Annotated in this window: 15 protein-coding genes; 5 read left to right on the top strand and 10 right to left on the bottom strand. The window is 65.6% G+C overall.

The window, feature by feature from the left end; all coding sequences use genetic code 11:
- The first annotated feature begins 11 nt into the window (after positions 1-11).
- Positions 12-473, top strand: a complete 462-nt coding sequence (locus P6U31_RS07110; RefSeq protein ID WP_018317238.1) for an Lrp/AsnC ligand binding domain-containing protein — start codon at positions 12-14, stop codon at positions 471-473.
- Between the two features lie 171 nt (positions 474-644).
- On the opposite strand, the gene P6U31_RS07115 is transcribed toward P6U31_RS07110, so the two are convergent.
- The 4 genes from P6U31_RS07115 to P6U31_RS07130 all read right to left on the bottom strand — a co-directional run bounded on the left by P6U31_RS07115 (position 645) and on the right by P6U31_RS07130 (position 4,954).
- A complete protein-coding gene (locus P6U31_RS07115) occupies positions 645-845 on the bottom strand; it encodes a cold-shock protein (RefSeq protein ID WP_008563500.1) in 201 nt (66 codons plus the stop codon).
- Positions 846-1,352: 507 nt separating this feature from the next.
- Positions 1,353-1,661 (bottom strand): cytochrome c, encoded by a 309-nt coding sequence (locus tag P6U31_RS07120; RefSeq protein WP_407187517.1) that lies wholly within the window; start codon positions 1,659-1,661, stop codon positions 1,353-1,355.
- A 12-nt stretch (positions 1,662-1,673) separates the two neighbouring features.
- Positions 1,674-2,873: a molybdopterin-dependent oxidoreductase gene (locus P6U31_RS07125; RefSeq protein WP_407187518.1), complete on the bottom strand. Its 1,200-nt coding sequence runs from the start codon at positions 2,871-2,873 to the stop codon at positions 1,674-1,676.
- 347 nt (positions 2,874-3,220) lie between these two features.
- Positions 3,221-4,954, bottom strand: a complete 1,734-nt coding sequence (locus P6U31_RS07130; RefSeq protein ID WP_407187519.1) for an adenylate/guanylate cyclase domain-containing protein — start codon at positions 4,952-4,954, stop codon at positions 3,221-3,223.
- A gap of 398 nt (positions 4,955-5,352) precedes the next feature.
- On the opposite strand from P6U31_RS07130, the gene P6U31_RS07135 reads away from it, so the two are divergent.
- On the top strand, positions 5,353-7,050 hold the full coding sequence (locus P6U31_RS07135) for a glycosyltransferase family 39 protein (RefSeq protein WP_407189779.1): 1,698 nt from the start codon (positions 5,353-5,355) through the stop codon (positions 7,048-7,050).
- Between the two features lie 346 nt (positions 7,051-7,396).
- Here P6U31_RS07135 and P6U31_RS07140 read toward each other — a convergent pair whose 3' ends face one another.
- On the bottom strand, positions 7,397-8,425 hold the full coding sequence (locus P6U31_RS07140; protein ID WP_407187520.1) for a YcjF family protein: 1,029 nt from the start codon (positions 8,423-8,425) through the stop codon (positions 7,397-7,399).
- The gene (locus P6U31_RS07145; RefSeq protein WP_407187521.1) at positions 8,422-9,891 is read right to left on the bottom strand and encodes a YcjX family protein; all 1,470 of its coding nucleotides are present in this window, start codon (positions 9,889-9,891) and stop codon (positions 8,422-8,424) included. Before P6U31_RS07145 ends, P6U31_RS07140 begins: the two co-directional genes overlap by 4 nt.
- A gap of 178 nt (positions 9,892-10,069) precedes the next feature.
- On the opposite strand from P6U31_RS07145, the gene P6U31_RS07150 reads away from it, so the two are divergent.
- Together P6U31_RS07150 and P6U31_RS07155 are read left to right on the top strand one after the other, a co-directional pair.
- On the top strand, positions 10,070-10,765 hold the full coding sequence (locus tag P6U31_RS07150) for a hemolysin III family protein (protein ID WP_407187522.1): 696 nt from the start codon (positions 10,070-10,072) through the stop codon (positions 10,763-10,765).
- Positions 10,766-10,833: 68 nt separating this feature from the next.
- Positions 10,834-11,628 carry an SDR family oxidoreductase gene (locus tag P6U31_RS07155; RefSeq protein ID WP_407187523.1) on the top strand — a complete coding sequence of 265 codons (795 nt, stop codon included), beginning with the start codon at positions 10,834-10,836 and terminating at the stop codon, positions 11,626-11,628.
- 187 nt (positions 11,629-11,815) lie between these two features.
- Here P6U31_RS07155 and P6U31_RS07160 read toward each other — a convergent pair whose 3' ends face one another.
- Positions 11,816-12,268 (bottom strand): MarR family winged helix-turn-helix transcriptional regulator, encoded by a 453-nt coding sequence (locus P6U31_RS07160; RefSeq protein WP_407187524.1) that lies wholly within the window; start codon positions 12,266-12,268, stop codon positions 11,816-11,818.
- A gap of 77 nt (positions 12,269-12,345) precedes the next feature.
- Here P6U31_RS07160 and P6U31_RS07165 point away from each other — a divergent pair, with 77 nt between their 5' ends.
- Positions 12,346-13,122, top strand: coding sequence for an SDR family NAD(P)-dependent oxidoreductase (locus tag P6U31_RS07165; RefSeq protein ID WP_407187525.1), 777 nt, complete (start codon positions 12,346-12,348; stop codon positions 13,120-13,122).
- Positions 13,123-13,170: 48 nt separating this feature from the next.
- On the opposite strand, the gene mdlC is transcribed toward P6U31_RS07165, so the two are convergent.
- The 3 genes from mdlC to P6U31_RS07180 all read right to left on the bottom strand — a co-directional run bounded on the left by mdlC (position 13,171) and on the right by P6U31_RS07180 (position 16,903).
- Complete coding sequence (gene mdlC / locus P6U31_RS07170; RefSeq protein WP_407187526.1) at positions 13,171-14,793, bottom strand: benzoylformate decarboxylase; 1,623 nt, start codon at positions 14,791-14,793, stop codon at positions 13,171-13,173.
- Positions 14,794-14,932: 139 nt separating this feature from the next.
- Complete coding sequence (locus tag P6U31_RS07175) at positions 14,933-15,784, bottom strand: MaoC family dehydratase N-terminal domain-containing protein (protein ID WP_407187527.1); 852 nt, start codon at positions 15,782-15,784, stop codon at positions 14,933-14,935.
- 15 nt (positions 15,785-15,799) lie between these two features.
- Positions 15,800-16,903, bottom strand: a complete 1,104-nt coding sequence (locus tag P6U31_RS07180; RefSeq protein ID WP_407187528.1) for a CaiB/BaiF CoA transferase family protein — start codon at positions 16,901-16,903, stop codon at positions 15,800-15,802.
- Positions 16,904-16,907 lie beyond the last annotated feature (4 nt).

Here is a 16,907-nt window from a genome sequence, read left to right on the forward strand (position 1 = left end):
CCTCAGAAAGTATGGAACTGGATCGAATCGACCGGAAGATCCTCTCGATTTTGCAAGAGGATGGGCGAATCGCCAATGTCGAGCTCGCCGAGCGGATCGGGCTGTCGCCGACGTCAATCGGCGAGCGGCTGAAGCGGCTGCAGCGCGAGGGGTTTGTCGAGGGCTATGGCGCACGGCTCAACCCGCACCGGCTCGGCCTCGGTCTCCTGGTGTTCGTCGAGGTGCTGCTCGACAAGACCACGCCGGACAATTTCGAGCGGTTTGCGCGCGCGGTGAAGCTCGCGCCTGAAGTTCTGGAGTGTCACATGGTTGCCGGCGGCTTCGACTATCTTGTGAAGGCGCGGCTTGCCGACATGGCCGCCTATCGACGCTTTCTCGGCGAGACCCTGTTGTCGATGCCGGGCGTGCGCGAGACGCGGACCTATGCGGTGATGGAGGAGATCAAGCGCGACGCACCGTTGCCGGTGGGCTGACGACCTGTCGTCGCGATTGTCATTGCTGTGGCGTTGAATGAGCGGTCTTCGCAGGAAAAATAGCTATCCGTGTGCAGTCGCAACGCCTGTCGTCGAATGCACTTGCCGTCTTCTGAAATTTTCTTGGCCCGCTCCCGGAAGGTGATCCGGGAGGCAGCAAAGGCTGGCGGGCTATACTTTGAGGTTCTCTGCGGAAGTCTTGCCCCGGTTTGCGATCTCTTCGTATTCCACCGTCTGTCCCTCGTTCAGGGTCGACAGACCGGCTTTCTGCACTGCCGAGATATGCACGAACACATCCTTGCCACCCGACGCAGGCTGGATAAATCCATAACCCTTCGTCGGGTTGAACCACTTGACCGTACCTTTAGCCATCACGACTTCTCCGCGGGTCTTCCTCCGAGATCTCGAACCGCCAGTCCCCGCCAACCGGCCGGTTCGGTCCTAACAGGATACGCGGAATGTGGCGGGCTTGGTAGCTCAAACCACATCCGGATTTCGCCGAATTCCGCTCAACTTCGCGGCGCTTTTGCCGGTTTTGCCCGTTTCGCGGTCAAATGGCAGGAGCGGCGCGCGCTCAGTCAAGAGGTCGCGGTGCTGACGCTGCCGGCCCTTCTTCCTTACCCTCCCCGTTCAGGCTGAGGAATCGCATGTGGCTCTTTGCACGAGCTGAGTGCACGCCTCGTCCTTCGAGACGACCGCTTCGCGGTCTCCTCAAGATGAGGCTAAGCGGCATCGGAGCCCGTCGAAACCAGCGAAACGCGCTCGGTCCTCACCCTGAGGGGCCGCCAACGGCGGGCGTCTCGAAGGATGGCCGCACGCGACATCACTCTCATATGCGATAGCCCTGCCCCTTCAGGGGAGGGTAAGAGAAGTCGCGTGTCAGTAAGTCGCGGCCAGATAATCGACGATCTTGCCGATATCGGCATTGTCGATCGGCGCGCCATAGACCTTGATCATCTTGGTCACCTCGGCCTGCCAGAAGCCTTTCTTGTCCTTCATCGGCGGCTGCGTTTTGATGTAGTCGGCCGAGTGGCAGGCGCTGCAATTGCCCTTGACGACCTCGAGGTCGGGGCCCGGCTTGAATGTTGCGACCTCATCGGGGGTCTTGTAATTGACCGGCGCTGCGAGGGCCGATCCCACCATCGTGGCGAGGCCGATCGAGACTGCGAGGAGAACGGTGCGCTGCATGATCATTCTCCTTCAGGCCACGGTCACGCGGACGGTTTCGACGACGTTGCGCAAATAACCCGCCGGGTTCCAGCGCGGTGTGTCCGGCTGCGTCTCGCCGCCATTGCCGGTGGCGCGCACCTTGAGCTCGTGACTGCCGGCCGCGAGCTTCACCGGCAGCTTCCATTCGCGGAAGGCGTATTTGCCGAGATCCTTGCCGAGCTTGGCGCTGACCCAGGTCTTGCCGCCGTCGGTGGAGACCTCGACCTCCTTGATGCCCTTGCCGCCGTCGAAGGCGATGCCGCGCAGGGTCACGGCGCCCGCCTTCAGCTTGGCGCCGTCAGGCACGCTGGTGATGAAGGAGCGGATGGTGAAGCGGTTGATCGGGATCGTTGCCTTCGGCGCGGTGCCGGGCTCGACCGCGTTGTTCGGGGTGTCCGGAATCCGATAGGCCGACTTCATCCAGAAGCCGTCATAGACATTGTCGATGACGGTGATCTCGTTGAGGTGCTTGACCCAGTAGGTGCCGTAATAGCCGGGCACGATCAGGCGCAGCGGAAAGCCGTTGAGGAACGGCAGGTCCTCGCCGTTCATGCCATAGGCCAGCATCACCTCGCCGTCACGGGCATGATCGAGATCGAGGGCCTTGACGAAATCCGGCGTCTTGTCGCTGACCGGGCCGTCCATGCCGTTGAAGGTGACCTGCTTGGCGCCGGCCTGCACACCGGCCATCTCCAGCACCGCCTTCAGCGGCACGCCGCGCCAGCGCGCGCAGCCCATGGCGCCGTTGGCGAGCTGGCCGCCGGCCACGCGCGGCTCGAAGAAGCCGCGGCTGTTGCCGGAGCATTGCGCGACGGCGGCGATCTCCGTCGCCTTCATCTTCCTGATGTCCTTCAGCGACAGCTTCAGCGGCTTGTCGACCTTGCCCTTGACCTCCAGCGTGAACTTGTCGGGGTCGAGATCGTAGGGCAGGTCGGAGAGGTGATAGCGCACGAAGAACGCATTGTTCGGCGTGATCGGACCGTCGTTGAAAATCGCAAACGGCGTCTCGAGCTGCGGCGGCCGGCTGGTCAGGCCGATCATCGGCCGCTTCTGCGGATATTTCACCAGCGGCCGTTCGCCATTGGCGAACGGGAGCGTGACCGTGTCGAGCGCCAGCGCTTTGGTGGAATTCAGTGTGGCCGCAAGTGCGGTGAAGCCCGCTCCCTTGAGCAGGTCACGTCGATCGAACATTCTCGTCCCCTCCCGGAGCCTTCTTCTGCCGGCGGTCATCACCGCCGACCTGCGCTCATCTGCCGCAACGATTTGAACGAAGTCAATTCGTGCTTTCGCAGCAGGCCCATGCCGCCGCATTGCAGCAGGCCGGTGTTGCGTCCGTGGTGAATTTGAGCCGGGCTGCAACTGCAGTCTCGATGCACCTCTCCCGCTTGCGGGAGAGGTCGCGCCCCGGGCGATGCGAAGCATCGTCCCGCGCGCGGGTGAGGGTTTTCTCCTCTAGGGGATTGTCCCATGATGGAGAGACCCTCTCCCCAACCCTCTCCCGCAAGCGGGAGAGGGAGCGCACTGCCGCCGCGGCTGCCTTACGCCGCGACGCGCTCGTTGCGATCGACCAACGCCGCCAGCTCCCGCACATTCGCAATCACCCGCACAGCCATCGGCTCGTCACGGCCGCGGATCGCGACCTCCTGCTGCGGCAATCCGTCGTCGGCAAGGCCTGCGGTGCGGCGGATTTCATCCGAGACGATCGCCTCGCAGGCCAGGGACTTGGTCATGTCCTGGAGACGGGCGGCGACGTTGACGGCATCCCCGAGCGCCGTGAAGACGATGTGATCGCGATAGCCGATGTCGCCGATGATGACCTCGCCGCCGTGAATGCCGATGCCGAAGCGGATCGGCTGGCGAAGGTCATGGCTCAGAAGCTGGTTCAGCTCGTCGATATGGGTGGCGATGCCGGAGGCTGCCTTCAGCGCTTGCCGGCAGGCGGTTTCCGGATCGGCCGTGAGTCCGAACAGCGCCAGCATGCCGTCGCCGACGAACTGGTTCGGCTGGCCGCCATTCTCGATGACCGCCTGGGACACCGCGCCGAGGAAGCGGTTGACGATGAAGACGGTGTCGAACGGCAGCCGTTTCTCGGCGAGCTGCGTCGAGCCACGCATGTCCACGAACAGGCTGACGAGATAGCGCTCCTGGCCGATGCTCGCCGGCGCCGAGGCATGCGCGGCCGCCGACGACGTTTGCGGGGTGAAGAGCTGGAAGAAGGAGAGGTCGGATGTCGGCCGCAGCTGGCAGGCCAGCCTGATCGAGGGATCGCTGGTGCCGACACGGGTGAGCACGAAAGCTTCGCGCTGTGACGGCTCGGGCAGGGCGGCATGATCGCCGATGATGCGGATGCGGCAGGTCGAGCAGCGGGCGCGGCCGCCGCAGACGCTGGCATGGGGCAGATTGTGCCGCAGGCTCGCTTCCAGCACGGAGAGGCCCTTGGGGACCCGCACCGTCTTGCCGTTGCCGTAGGACAGCGCGATCATGCCGCCGCGCCGCTCGCGCAGGGCCCGCACGCCGCGCGCCGCCAGCGCCAATCCCAGCAAACCGAAATAACCGACGGTGAGATTGCCGGCGATGCGGTCGAGCGTATTGCCTTCGGCGACCGTGCCGACCTGGCGGCGGGTGAGATTATGCGTGCGCCATTCCCCGTCATCGGCCTCCAGCGCGACGCTGCGGCCGCCCTGGTAGATGCCGAGCAGCGACAATGTCGGGATCAGCACGGCGGCGGCCAGCAGATAGGGGGCGGCGCGCGTGAAGAACGGCTTGAGGCGCAGCCAGAAGAAGATGCCGATGCAGCCGTGCACCCAGGCGATCAGAATCAGGATCGTCATCTGCCAGAGCCGGCCGGGCGCGGCGACGAAGAACAGATACAGCTCCTGCGGATAGAGCTTGTGATGACCGTACAGCGTGTAGCCGAGCCGCACGCCGATCACATGCCCCATGACCAGCGCCGGGATGCTCAGACCAAGCACGAGCTGAAGCGGCTCGATCGTCCGCCAGCGGAACTGGCGGCGCTGATACAGCGCATAGATGCCGAGCCCCATATGGGTGAGCGCCGCCGTGTAGAACAGGATCGAAATGGGGAGGAACTGCCAGAACAGGGTGTGGTAGTAGACCCCGGCCTCCATGGCCTCGACCGAGATATTGCCGAGCGCATGGTTGAGGAAATGGCTGATCACATAACAGAACAGGATCACACCGCAGACGAGCCGTACCTGCCGCACGCTGGTCGCGCGGACGAGCTCGGACATGTGTGCGGGAGCGATGGCCATGATTCGATTGTACCAGTTCACCAAGGAGAACAGCCAGCGTAGCGGTTAATTCCCGATGTGGACAGGTTGCGGGATCACATGCGCGGCAAGGTTACGAAATCGTAGGCAAAGGCGCGCGCCCACCGCTGTCGTCCCGGACAAGCGCGACGTCAGGCGCGCGCCGATCCGGACCCATACCCACGGGGAGTGGTGATGGGCGAGCCGGCAACTCCGGGTCTTCGTCAAATTCCTTCCTGTGGTGATGGGTCCCGGGTCTGCGCTGACGCTTGCCCGGGACGACGTCGGCATTTGGAGCGCCGTCCCCCGCATTGACTCCCTCTCCTAATTTGGGGAAAAGCGCGGTCGTGACGACCGCTCCCGACATCTCTGTGAAGCCAGACGGCAACGAACGCCGTCTCATGCTTATTGCCGCGCTCGTCATCGGCGCGATGACGCTGCTCCGCATCGTCTATGCCTCCGCCATCGAGCTGCGCACCGATGAGGCCTATTACTGGACCTGGTCCAAGGAGAGCGCGCTCAGCTTCCTCGATCATCCTCCGGGAATCGCCTGGCTGATCCGCTTCGGCACCGCGATCTTCGGCGATACCGTGCTTGGCGTTCGCTTCGGCGGCATCGTCGCGATGCTGCTGACACAACTGCTGCTCGCCGACATCGTTCGCCGCCTCACCCATGATGCGCGCGCGGTCATGTTCGCGGTGCTGATGCCGGAGGCCGCGCTCTATTACGGCCTGCTGATGGCCAAGGTCGCGCCCGACGTCGCGATGATCCCGTTCGCGATGGCAATGATGTGGTCGCTGGTGCGGCTGGCGCAAAGCGGCGACGGACGCTGGTGGCTGGCGGCCGGCCTGTTCGCCGGCCTGTCGATGCTGTCGAAATTCACCGCGATCATGTTCGCGCCGGCGATTGCCGCCTTTCTGCTGGTGCCGGACTGGCGCTGGCGCTGGCTGCGCAGCCCCTATCCTTATCTCGCCGTGCTGGTTGCGGCTGTCGTGTTCTCGCCGGTGCTGATCTGGAACGCGCAGCACGATTGGGCCTCGTTCCGCTTCCAGGGTGTGCGCGCCACCGCCAATTACGGCATCTCGCTGCGCACCATCGGCGATTACATCGGCCTGCAATTCGGCCTGGTCGGCTTCGTCATGTTGCCGGTGGTGCTGACCGGGCTGGTGCTGACGGCATGGCGCGGCTATCGCACGCGCGAGCCGGTTGCGATCCTGCTGTCGACCGCGGTGCTGGTGCCGTTCTGCTATTTCTTCGCCAAGTCGATGACGCTCCGGGTCGGCGACACCTGGCCGATGTTCATGTGGCCGGTCGGCTTCGCGGCAGCCGCTGTGAACCTTGCGACGATGATGAAGGAGGGATGGTCGGCGCGCATGCTCCGATCGTCGCTGTTCTGGGCCAGGACAGCGGTCATCTCCGGCATCGCCTTCGTCGTCATCGTGTTCCTCTACTACGTCGCCGCGCCCTGGAATCTGCTCGGCAGGATCGATCCGATCGGCGCCGAGGCGGGTTACGAGCAGGTCGCCGCGCGTGCCCAAGCCGCGCTCGACGAGACCGGCGCGACCTGGATCGCGACCACGGACTACCGCACCTACGCCATGATGCGCTGGCTATTCCGAGGCCGCGTGCCCGTCATCGAGATCAACGAGCGCGGCCGCTTCCAGGATTTCCGCGATCCCGGCATGGACAAGATCACGGGCCACGCCGGCATCTATGTCGGCCGCGAGCCGGACAACCGGTCGTCGCTGTGGCAGAACATTCCGGCGAAACGCGAACAGCTCGGCCAGGTCGAACGCCGCTGGCGCGGCGTTTTGGCGGATACCTATGTGATCGAAAAGCTCACCGGCTGGACCCCCGAGCTCTCACCGCCGAAGGATTCGCCGCTGTTCCCATGGAAGGTGCTGGCGGGGGAGTCGAGAAGCGGGAGCTCGGCTTCTCTTACCCTCCCCTGGAGGGGCAGGGCTATCGCAATGGCTTTGTGGCGGGGCTCGAGCAAGCGCCTCTCCTTCGAGACGCCCGCTTCGCGGTCTCCTCAGGATGAGGCTGAACTGTATCGGTGTCCGTTGGAAGTGCTGCCGTGGACTCCGTCCTCATCCTGAGGGCCCGCCAAGGGCGGGCGTCTCGAAGGATGCGCCACAGGCAACCGCACTCATATGCGTTAGCCCTCCCCCTCCAGGCAGGGCAATCGCATATGGATTTCGCGAGGACCGCCGGCTTGCTCCGCCTCTCCCGCTTGCGGGAGAGGCCGACGCGCTCGCAGAGCGCGGCGGGTGAGGGTTTTCGCCACTCGGGGGTATCTTCCGCAATTTCTAGCAATCCCGATGCGGAGACAGCCCCCACCCCAGCCCTCCCCCGCAAGCGGGAGAGGGAGCCGACTGCCACTGCCGCCGCATCGTGCACACCATACGCGATTGCCCTGCCTCGAGGGGAGGGTAAGAAGAGCCGCTACGCCTCGTCGTCCTTCTTCCGCAACAAATCCGTCGCAAGATCCGACAGTTTCGGAGACGGCAGTGCCGCGAACGGCAATGGCCGCGTCACCTCGATCGCGGCCAATCCCAGCCGCGCGGTCAGCAGCCCGTTCAGCACGCCTTCGCCGAGCCGCTGCGACAGCTTCGCCGCGATCCCGTGTCCCAGCATCTGTTGCACCAGGCTGTCACTCGCGGCCATGCCGCCGGTGATGGCGAGATGGGTGATGACGTGGCGGAGCAGGCGGATCATGCCGAGCGCGCCGGGGCGGCCGCCATAGAGATAGGCCAGCTGGCGGATCAGGCGCAGCGCGGCGACGAACACGAACAGCACGTCGATCGCCGCGCGCGGCGAGACAGCGGTGACGATCGAGACTTTTTGCGCGGCCGACGACACCAGCCGCCGCGCCTCCGCGTCCAGCGGCGACATCAGCTCGCGCTCGGCGAGCCGGATCATGTCGGCACCGTCGATGATCTCGCCAGCGTGGCTCTCCAGGGTGGCGCGTGCGCGCGCAAGCTGCGGGTTCTGGTGCGCGATCTTGAGCAGGTCCTGGACGATGACGCGGCTCTCCTTGCGGTCGTCACTGGCAAGCACCGCGGCCGCTCGCGCATGCAGCTTCTCGATCGTCGCAAGGCGCGCGAGCCCGAACGCCTCGCGTCCGATCACGACGGCAAGTGCCAGCGCGGTGACGACGGCGAAGGCAAGACCGACGAAGCCGAGCGTTTCGCTGCGCGCGAACAAATCCTCGACCAGATGGACGACGCCGAGCCCGGTGCCGAGCAGCGTCAGCCCGGCGAGGCCCGACCAGAACAGCGTGCCCCAGGGAAAGCCGCGCCGCGCCGGCAGCGCGGCCTCGATCGGCACCGGCAGCATGGCCGGATCGGGCTCCGGCGTGATCTGGATGGTGGCGCGGCCGAGCCGCGCCGTCTCATCGGCCTCGGTGACGACGACGCCGGGATCGTCGAGCCGGAACGTTGCCGGCCGCCGTGGCTTCGATCGGTCGTTCATGCGAGCTTGTCTCCGATCAGGAACTGCAAGGCACGGTCGAGGCGGATATGTGGCAGCGCGGGCGCTTCAGTGCCTTCGTGTTCGAGCCTGGGCGGGCGGAAGCGCAGGAAGCGGAAATCGCTCTTCTCGGCGACCTCGGTCGCGAGACCGCGGAACGCATCGGTGCCGTTGAACAGCGGCTCGGGATCCAGCGGAAGATCGCCCGGAAAGGTCGCCACTTCCGTGTTGCCATCGAAAAACTCGCCCCCGGCGCTTTCGCCTGCGGCCGGCGTTCCCAGGATCGACGGCAATTTGTCGCGGCCGCGGGCGACTTGAGCCTCTCTTGTGGCGCGCACGGCGGCGAGCGCCACGACGTCGATCGCCGCGCCGGTATTTTCCGCGCGCGCGACAGCGCCCGAGACGGCGCGGCGCAGCACCGCCTCGAGCCGGTCGTGGCTGGAATGGTGCAGATGGTCCGCCTTGGTTGCCGCGAACAGGATACGGTCGATGCGCGGCCGGAACAGGCTGGAGAGAATCGTGCTGCGGCCTATGTTGAAGCACTCGAGAATGCCGGCGAGGGCGGCTTCGAGGTCGTGCAGCGCCTCGGGACCGGAGTTGAACGCAGAAAGCGCATCGGCCAGCACGATCTGGCGGTCGAGCCGGGCGAAATGATCGCGGAAGAACGGCCGCACCACGACGTCCTTGTAGGCCTCGAAGCGGCGCACCATCATCGCCCAGAGCGATCCCTCCGGCGCCTGCCCGCCGGGGGGCACGTCGAGCGGTGCGAAAGTCAGCGCCGGCGAGCCTGCGAGATTGCCGGGCATCAGGAACCGGCCGGGCGGCAAGAGGCTCATCGCAAAGCGCTCGTCGCGGCAGGCCCGCAAATAATCGGTGAAGAGCCTTGCAGCCGTCAGCGTTGACTGCTCGTCCTCGCGCGAGGCGGGCTTGAGCGTTGCGAGATGCGCGTGCCACTCGGCGGCGAGATGCGCGCGCGGCGCCTCGCGTGACAGCGCAAGACTCTCCGCCGACCATTGCTCGAAGCTCTTTTGCAGCAGCGGCAGGTCGAGCAGCCATTCGCCGGGATAGTCGACGATGTCGAGCGTCAGCGTGCGGTCGGCGCCGTTATGGCGTTGATAGTCGATGACGAGCCTGAGCTCGCTGATGTCGACTGTCGAATTCGGCCAGCGTCGCTCCTCGACCAGCGCGTGCAGATGGCCCTCATAGGCAAACCGCGGCACGGCATCATCGGGCTGCGGTGCCAGATGCGCCCGCGCAATCCGGCCCGATGCATAGGCTTCGAACACCGGAAACCGTCCGCCGCGGGTGAGGCCGTGGATCAGCGCCGTGATGAACACGGTCTTGCCGGCCCGCGACAGACCGGTGACGCCGAGCCGCACCGTCGGGTTAAAGAAGTGCTCGCCATAGTCGATCAGCGCCCGCGCCGACAGCCGCGCTTCTTCGACCATATCCTGGAAACTGAATGCCATATGAACGTTAATGGATCTGGGTCGGGCGGGATGTGTGTCCGTTCACAAAAGTGGCAATTGCGTGAGGAAAATCAAGCTCCATACTTCCACCGCCTTTATCGGGAAATCAGCCGTTTGAACGACGCGCCGATCCCGAAAGACCCATAGAAGAGAGCATTACCTGATCTTGCGGATTGCCATGACCGTCTTCCAACTGAAACAGCTTGCATCGACGTCCGTTCATGCTGCCGCCGACGTGATCGGCTGGGATTACGACCGCGCCGAGCTCATCGCCGATGGCATTATCCACGCGATCGGTGTGCTCTCCGGCGTCGTCGCGGCAACCGTGCTGGTGGTGCTGACGGCGATCTACGCCGATGCGACCGACGTCATCGGCGTCTCGATCTACGTCGCCGGCCTGCTCTCGATGCTGGTGTTGTCGGCGACCTATAATCTCTGGCCGGTGTCGCCGGCCAAATGGCTGCTGCGGCGGTTCGACCATTCGGCGATCTATCTCCTGATCGCGGCGACCTACACGCCGTTCATTCTGGAGGTGAAGGACAGCGGCTTCGCGCTGGTGCTGCTCGCCGGCGTCTGGTGCGTTGCCATCCTCGGTATCGTGCTGAAGCTGCTCTACCCCGGCCGGTTCGACCGCGTCTCGGTCGGCATCTATCTCGCGATGGGCTGGAGCGGCGTGATGCTCTACGACGCCGTGGTCCAGGCGCTGCCGGCGCTGGTGCTCGGATTCATCCTGGCCGGCGGCCTGCTCTACAGCTTCGGCGTTATTTTTCACGCCTGGCGGCGCCTGCGCTTCCAGAATGCGATCTGGCACGGCTTTGTCTTGGCCGGCGCGGCATGCCATTATACCGCGGTGCTCGACCTCGTGTTGAGCTGAGCAGGCTCCACGCCGCGGAATAAGGGGCGTGGCGCAACAGCGGTATAAGAGACAAGGGGAGACGTCGCATGCAGGTGACCGGCAAGGTCGTGGTCGTCACGGGCGGCGCAAACGGCATCGGCAAGGCGCTGTGCGAGGCCTTTCACAATGCGGGCGCGGCCAAGGTCGTGGTCGCCGATATGGACGTCGCCAATGCAAGGGCAGTCGCCGCCATGGTGGATGGCGCCGCCTTCAAATGCGACGTCGCGCAGGAGAAGGACATTGCGCACGTCATCGAGGAGACCGAGCGCCAGTTCGGTCCCATCGCCCTGTTCTGCTCCAATGCCGGCATCGGCGGCGGCTTCGATCCGATGTCGGAGAATGCCGGCGGCGCCTCCGACGAGCCGTGGCAGCGCAGCTGGGCGATCCACGTGATGGCCCATGTCTATGCCGCGCGGCATCTGATTCCCCGCATGAAGGCGCGCGGCGGCGGGTATTTCCTCAACACCATCTCGGCCGCAGGCCTGTTGTCGCAAGTCGGCAGCCCGGCCTATTCGACCACCAAGCACGCCGCGGTCGGCTTTGCCGAGAATCTCGCGATCTCGCACAAGGCGCACAACATCAAGGTCTCGATCCTCTGTCCGCAGGGCGTCGACACCAACATGCTGCGCTCTATCCCGAAGGGCCCGCAATCCGGCGACGGCGATCTGACACCCGAGCAGGTCGCCAAGGACGTGCTCGCCGGTCTCGAGCAGGAGACCTTCCTGATTCTCCCGCACCCCCAGGTGCTCGGCTACATGCGCAAGAAGACCGAGAATTACGACCGCTGGATCGGCGGCATGGCCAAGATCCAGGCCAAGATGCGGGAGGAGTTCGGGAAGTGACCGGATGGCGTGCTGACTGTAAGCGCACGCCAAACACTCGCTGTCGTCCCTGCGGACGCAGGGACCCATAACCACATCAAGGAGTTTGGCGAAGACCGGTAGTTGTTCTTGCGCGCGGTACTGACACCTGCGCTTCATCGAGAAATCACGCGGTATGGGTCCCGCGTTCGCGGGGACGACACCTGTGTTACGCGACCTCCTCCTCCACCCGGCTCGCCCGCAGCGCCCGTGCATAGAGCATCATGCCCTCGCGCACCTTGCGCTGCTCGGCTTCCGTCAGCGTCGCCAGCGCGCCGCGCACCTGCTGGCGGCCGAAGGCATGCAGCGCCTGCAGGGTGCGCCGGCCCTTCGCCGTCAGCGACAACAGCTTGCTGCGGGCGTCCGTCTCATCCGGCGTCTCCTTGAGCTCGCCGCAATCGACCAGCTTGCGCACCAGGCGGCTGACGCTGGATTTTTCGAGCAGCAGGAAACCGCCAAGCTCGCCTGACGTCATGGGACCGCGGATGCCGATCTCGAGGATGGTGTGCACGGCCGACGGCGGATAGTCCGAGGCCGCAACGGTCGCATCCATGAAGCCGAGCTCGCGCACCATCAGGCGCGAGGCGGCGCGGATGTCGTCGATCAGCGAAAGCTCGGCCATCCCTTGACTCCCGGCGTATAGTTGTATCATACAACTATATGCGCGCAACGGCGCGCGCAAGCGTTTTGGAGTGGCCCATGAGCGGAGCTTTGCCGACGGGGATGCGGATGCGGGGCAAGGTCTGCCTGGTAACCGGTGGTGGCAGCGGCATCGGCCGCGCCACCGCGTTGCAGATGGCGTCTGAAGGGGCGGATGCGATCATCGTCGCGGGCCGCCGCGAGGCCGAGATCGAGGCGACTGCCGCTTCGTGCCGCGAGCTCGGCACGGAAGCGATCGCGCTCAAGACCGACATCACACGCGAGGACGAGGTCGAGCGGCTGGTTCGCACCGCAAATCAACGTTGCAGCCGGCTCGACGTCGCGTTCAACAATGCCGGCTTCCAGGAGCGCCGCGCGCCGCTGGAGCAGCAGGGCACCGATATCTACGACAGTGTGTTCGACACCAATGTCCGGGCGCTATTCCTGTGCCTGCGTCACCAATTGCCTGTCATGCTGGCGCAGGGACGGGGCAGCATCGTCGTCAATGCCTCCGTCAGCGGGATGCGCAATCCCAATCCGGGCTTCTCGCTCTACTCGGCGTCCAAGGCGGCCGCGATCTCCCTGACGCGCTCGGTGGCGTTGGAGAACGCCCCGCGCGGAATCCGCATCAACGCCATCGCGCCTGGCCGCGTCGTCACCGACATGATGCTGCGCGCCGGCGTCGGCGATATCGCGACGGTGGGTGCGGGATTGCCGCTGCGGCGGATGGGCAGCCCGGAGGAGGTGGCGGAAGCCGTGGTGTGGCTGTCGTCGGATGCGTCGTCCTACGTGGTTGGACACGTGCTGGCGGCGGACGGGGGATTCCTCGCGTCGTAGTGGGTGCGCGCTCGCGTCAAATACCCTGCGAACGCAGGGACGACATCTTCAATGCTTCTGTCCGTACAGCACCGGCACCGCTGAATCCACGACGACCTCGACGAGGCTGGTGCCTGCATGCGCCATGCCGCGCTTCAGCGCCTCGCCCAGCTCTGCCGCCTTCGTCACCCGCACCGCATGGCAGCCCATGCCCTCGGCGAGCCGGACGAAATCGATCCCCGGCAGCTCCAGCCCCGGCACGTTCCGCACCTGCATCACCTGGCTGAACGAGCGCATCGCGCCGTAGCCGGAATTGTTGATGACGACAATGGTGAGCGGCAGCTTGCGCTGCGCGGCGGTCCACAGCGCCTGGATCGAATACATCGCCGAGCCGTCACCGATCAGGCAGACCGTGCGGCTGCTCGGCTTGCCGAGCGCCATGCCGACCGCGGCGGGCAGTGAGTAGCCGAGGCCGCCGCTCGCCATGGTGTAGAAGCTGTCCTGGCCGGGCATCGGCAGGAATTTTTGCATCGCCGGCCGGTGCGAGGGCACTTCCTCGACCAGTGATGCGCCGTCGGGCATCGCCTGCGACAGCGAATGCAGCAGATATTCGACCGGCAGCGGATCGGCCGCCTGTGGTGGCGGCGGCAGCGTGCGGCCTTTCGGCGTGGCGCGCTTGCTCTCCGGCAGCAGCTCGAGCAGCAGGCTGAGCGCCGGCTTCATCGTGGCGATGATGCTGGTGCCCACGGGCGTCACCGCCGCGGCATCGGCGTCGTCGGTGATCTGGAAGATCGTCGCCCCGCCGTCGAAGATCGCGGCGTGGCCTTCGACATGGAAGGTGAAGACCGGCGCGCCGATGACGACGACGAGGTCATGCGCGCGCAGCGCGTCGGAGAGCTGCGCCGGAGAAGCGTGCAGGAAGCCTGCGAATTGCGGATGACGCTCGGGAAAGGAGCAGCGGGCCGAGAACGGGCTGACCCAGACGCTGGCCTTCGCCTTCTCCGCGACGCGCACCATCAGATCGACCGCGCCGGCGCGGTCGATGCCCGGGCCGACGACGAGGGCGGGGTGTTTTGCCGATCCGAGCGCGGCGGCCAGCGCCTTCATCGCCTCCGGCTCGGGGCCGATCTCGCGGCTCACTGTCCGCGCTTCGATCGGCGCGCAGGCATGCGCCCAATCGTCGATCGGGATCGACACGAAGGTCGGCCCGCACGGCGGCTGCATTGCGGTGTAATAGGCGCGCGCGATCGCGGCCGGCACGTCCTCGGGCCGCGCCGGCTCGACGCTGTATTTGACGTAAGGTCGCGGGAATTCGGAGGCGCGCTCGGCATAGAGGAATGCCTGCAGCGGCAGGATCGAGCGCGCCTGCTGGCCTGCCGTGATCACGAGCGGCGTCTGGTTGCGGTGCGCGGTGTAGATGTTGCCGAGCGCGTTGCCGACGCCGGCCGCCGAATGCAGATTGACGAAGCCCGCATTGCGGGTTGCCTGCGCATAGCCATCGGCCATGCCGACCGCGGATGCTTCCTGCAGCGCCAGCACGTAGTCGATGTCGTCGGGCCAGTCGCTCAGGAATGGCAGCTCGGTCGAGCCCGGATTGCCGAACACTTTTGTGATGCCGAAAGCGCGCAACAGGTCGAGCGTCGCCTGCTTCACGGTGACGGACTTGCTGCCGGTCTTGCCGTTCTTGGCCATTGGTTTCCGTCCCCTTCTAATTCCTCATCCTGAGGAGCGCGTCTTCGCGCGCGTCTCGAAGGATGAAGGCCCGGCTGGTGGCCTCGCCTTCGAGACGCCGCTGCGCGGCTCCTCAGGGTGAGGGTCTAATAGCGCGTGATTACCACACCGCCGTGCCCTTCATCGTCGGCTGCCCTTCCGCGTTCGCGGTCCACAGCTCCATGCCCGCCTCCAGCTCGTTGGCATTGACGGAAAATTCCGTGCCCTCGAACAGCGGCTGAACCCCGCGATAGGTGAATTTCTTCGGCGCCTTGCCGCCGCGCAAGCGCGCCGCCATCTCGATGATCAGCGCTGCCTGCAGCGGGCCGTGGAAGATCAGGCCCGGATAGCCTTCGACCTTGGTGACGTAGTCGCGGTCGTAATGGATGCGGTGGCCGTTGAAGGTCAGCGCGGAGTAGCGGAACAGCAGCACGGGATCGGAGAGGTGGGTCTCGCGGTGCTGCGCCTTCGGCGGCGGAGGCGGGGCCTTGGCGGTCGCCGGCGCGCCGCTCGTCATCTCGCGATAGACGATGTCCTGGCGCTCGCGGATGGCCACACCGCGCGGGCAGGAGATGCTGTGCTCGACCGAGACGAAGCAGAGCGTGCCGGTTGAGCCTGATTTCACCTGCACGTCGGCGATGCGCGACGTCCGGGTCGATTCATCGCCGACCTGGAGCGGCTGCAGAAACTCGATCTCGCCGCCGGCCCACATCCGTCGCGGCAGCGGCACCGGCGGCAGGAAGCCGCCACGGGTCGGGTGGCCATCGGGACCGAGCATCGACATCGGGAACACCGGCTGCGCCAGGCACCAATGCACCGTGAACGGCGCGGCGTCACCCGTCTTCGGCGCGCCGACCTCCTGGAACAGCGTCGCGCGCAGACCCATGACGAGCTGCGCCGTGACGATGTCGGTGGCCTCGGTGCTGCGGCCGATCCATTGCCGCAGATGATCGATGTCGAGCTTCTCGGTCATGACGCCTCGCTCTTGTTACTTCTTTGTCTGGGGACGTTCGCCGATGGCGGGCACAGCGCCGTAGCTGCGCGTCTCACCGACGATGATCGGTGCCGGCGCGGGATAGCTGACACGGCCGTTCGGCGTGTCGACCTCGATCCGCCGCAGATGGGGATGCCTGGTGAGGTCGGCCATGGTGTTGACCTCGGCGAAGGCGATATCGGCGTCCGACAGCCGCTTCAAGAGCTCGTCGCGCGTCATTCTGCCGAAGCTGTCCGCAACCGTCTTGTCGGTGAAGTCGCGGTTGCGCACGCGCTCGACCATGTTGGCGACGCGGGGATCGGCCGGCAGGTCCGGCTGGTCCAGCACCTTTGCGCACAGCGTCTTCCACTCGCGCTCGCTCTGGATCGAGATCAATATGTCCTTGCCGTCCCTGGAGGTGAACACGCCATAGGGCGCGATCGAGGGATGACGGAGGCCCATGCGCTTGGGCGGATTGCCGGCTTCCGCGTTGAGCAGCGGCACCGTGCACCAGTCCGCCATCACGTCGAACATGGAGATGCGGATGTCGGCACCCTTGCCGGTGCGCCCGCGCCCGATCAGCGCTTCCAGGATCGCCGCATGCGCGGTGGCGCCGGTCGCGACGTCGACGATCGACATGCCGACGCGCGAGGCGCCATCGGGATTGCCGGTGATCGAGGCAAGCCCGCTCTCGGCCTGGATCAGGAGATCATAGGCCTTGCGATGGGCATAGGGGCCCTCGTCGCCATAACCGGTGATGGTGCACGAGATCAGTCTTGGATATTCCTTCAAGAGCCGCTCGCGCGAGAAGCCGAGCTTATCCATCGAGCCGGGCTTGAGGTTCTGGATCAGCACGTCGGCGCTGGCGATCAGCGTCTCCAGCTCGGCGCGGCCTTCCGTCGTGGTGAGATCGACCACCGCCGATTGCTTGCCGCGATTGAGCCAGACGAAATAGCTGCTCTGGCCCTTGGCCGCCGCGTCATAGCCGCGGGCGAAATCGCCCTCGGGCCGCTCGATCTTGATCACCTCGGCGCCGGCATCCGCCAGCCGTGAGGAGCAGAACGGCGCCGCCACCGCCTGCTCGACCGCAACCACCCTGATCCCGTCAAGTGCTCCCATGATG

It is taken from the genome of Bradyrhizobium centrosematis (assembly GCF_045571495.1).
Taxonomy (GTDB): domain Bacteria; phylum Pseudomonadota; class Alphaproteobacteria; order Rhizobiales; family Xanthobacteraceae; genus Bradyrhizobium; species Bradyrhizobium centrosematis.

Coding starts and splice junctions, on each gene's coding strand:
- P6U31_RS07110 (WP_018317238.1), top strand. CDS start 12: ATGGAACTGGATCGAATCGACCGGAAGATCCTCTCGATTTTGCAAGAG.
- P6U31_RS07115 (WP_008563500.1), bottom strand. CDS start 845: ATGGCTAAAGGTACGGTCAAGTGGTTCAACCCGACGAAGGGTTATGGA.
- P6U31_RS07120 (WP_407187517.1), bottom strand. CDS start 1,661: ATGCAGCGCACCGTTCTCCTCGCAGTCTCGATCGGCCTCGCCACGATG.
- P6U31_RS07125 (WP_407187518.1), bottom strand. CDS start 2,873: ATGTTCGATCGACGTGACCTGCTCAAGGGAGCGGGCTTCACCGCACTT.
- P6U31_RS07130 (WP_407187519.1), bottom strand. CDS start 4,954: ATGGCCATCGCTCCCGCACACATGTCCGAGCTCGTCCGCGCGACCAGC.
- P6U31_RS07135 (WP_407189779.1), top strand. CDS start 5,353: ATGCTTATTGCCGCGCTCGTCATCGGCGCGATGACGCTGCTCCGCATC.
- P6U31_RS07140 (WP_407187520.1), bottom strand. CDS start 8,425: ATGAACGACCGATCGAAGCCACGGCGGCCGGCAACGTTCCGGCTCGAC.
- P6U31_RS07145 (WP_407187521.1), bottom strand. CDS start 9,891: ATGGCATTCAGTTTCCAGGATATGGTCGAAGAAGCGCGGCTGTCGGCG.
- P6U31_RS07150 (WP_407187522.1), top strand. CDS start 10,070: ATGACCGTCTTCCAACTGAAACAGCTTGCATCGACGTCCGTTCATGCT.
- P6U31_RS07155 (WP_407187523.1), top strand. CDS start 10,834: ATGCAGGTGACCGGCAAGGTCGTGGTCGTCACGGGCGGCGCAAACGGC.
- P6U31_RS07160 (WP_407187524.1), bottom strand. CDS start 12,268: ATGGCCGAGCTTTCGCTGATCGACGACATCCGCGCCGCCTCGCGCCTG.
- P6U31_RS07165 (WP_407187525.1), top strand. CDS start 12,346: ATGAGCGGAGCTTTGCCGACGGGGATGCGGATGCGGGGCAAGGTCTGC.
- mdlC (WP_407187526.1), bottom strand. CDS start 14,793: ATGGCCAAGAACGGCAAGACCGGCAGCAAGTCCGTCACCGTGAAGCAG.
- P6U31_RS07175 (WP_407187527.1), bottom strand. CDS start 15,784: ATGACCGAGAAGCTCGACATCGATCATCTGCGGCAATGGATCGGCCGC.
- P6U31_RS07180 (WP_407187528.1), bottom strand. CDS start 16,903: ATGGGAGCACTTGACGGGATCAGGGTGGTTGCGGTCGAGCAGGCGGTG.